Source organism: Neobacillus drentensis, assembly GCF_036966985.1.
Lineage (GTDB): Bacteria > Bacillota > Bacilli > Bacillales > Cytobacillaceae > Neobacillus > Neobacillus drentensis_E.
Map to the genome: position 1 here is coordinate 17,296 of NZ_JBALSN010000063.1, position 612 is coordinate 17,907.

Genomic DNA, 612 nt, shown 5'->3' on the forward strand with positions numbered 1-612 from the left:
ACGATATCTGCCTTTTCAGCAGCTTGTGAAATCATCGGAATAAAGATAGATGGATCAGCTGGTAGAATACCTGCCTTGCGATTTGTTGCTTTAAAATCTTTTCCATATACATCTGTAAAACCAAGGGTAGCGATTTTAACGCCATTCACTTCTTTGTATGAAATGTTCTGCTTCGCATCATTGACGTTGCGCCCTGCCCCTGTATAATCCATGTCAGCTTTTTCAAAGGCATCAATCGTGTTATTTAAGCCTTTTTCACCGTAGTCTGCTGCATGGTTATTCGCAAAGTTTAGTACAGAGAAATTCAAATCCTTTAACGCTTGTACAGAATCTTCATCTGTTTTCAAATGAATATTCTTTTGTGCTGCCTGTTCCTTATCTGAAGCCACTGGATGCTCAAAATTCCCAGTTACATAATCTGATACATCAAAATACGGCTTCGCATAGCGGAACAGGTGCTGCTTTCCATAACGGTCTGTTACTTTCTCTACATTTCTTCCAAACATAATATCTCCGACAAACGAAGCGGTCAGGATGTTTTCTGGATTCTTTTCTACAGTTGGTACTTGTGCTTTCCCGATAAATGTAAATAGAAATGTACAAGCAATGACA

The 612-nt window shown here is 39.1% G+C and carries 1 protein-coding gene; it reads right to left on the minus strand.

The window, feature by feature from the left end:
- Positions 1-612, minus strand: a 612-nt coding sequence (locus tag V7659_RS04535) for a CapA family protein (RefSeq protein ID WP_335538395.1), incomplete at both ends; no start/stop codon positions are given.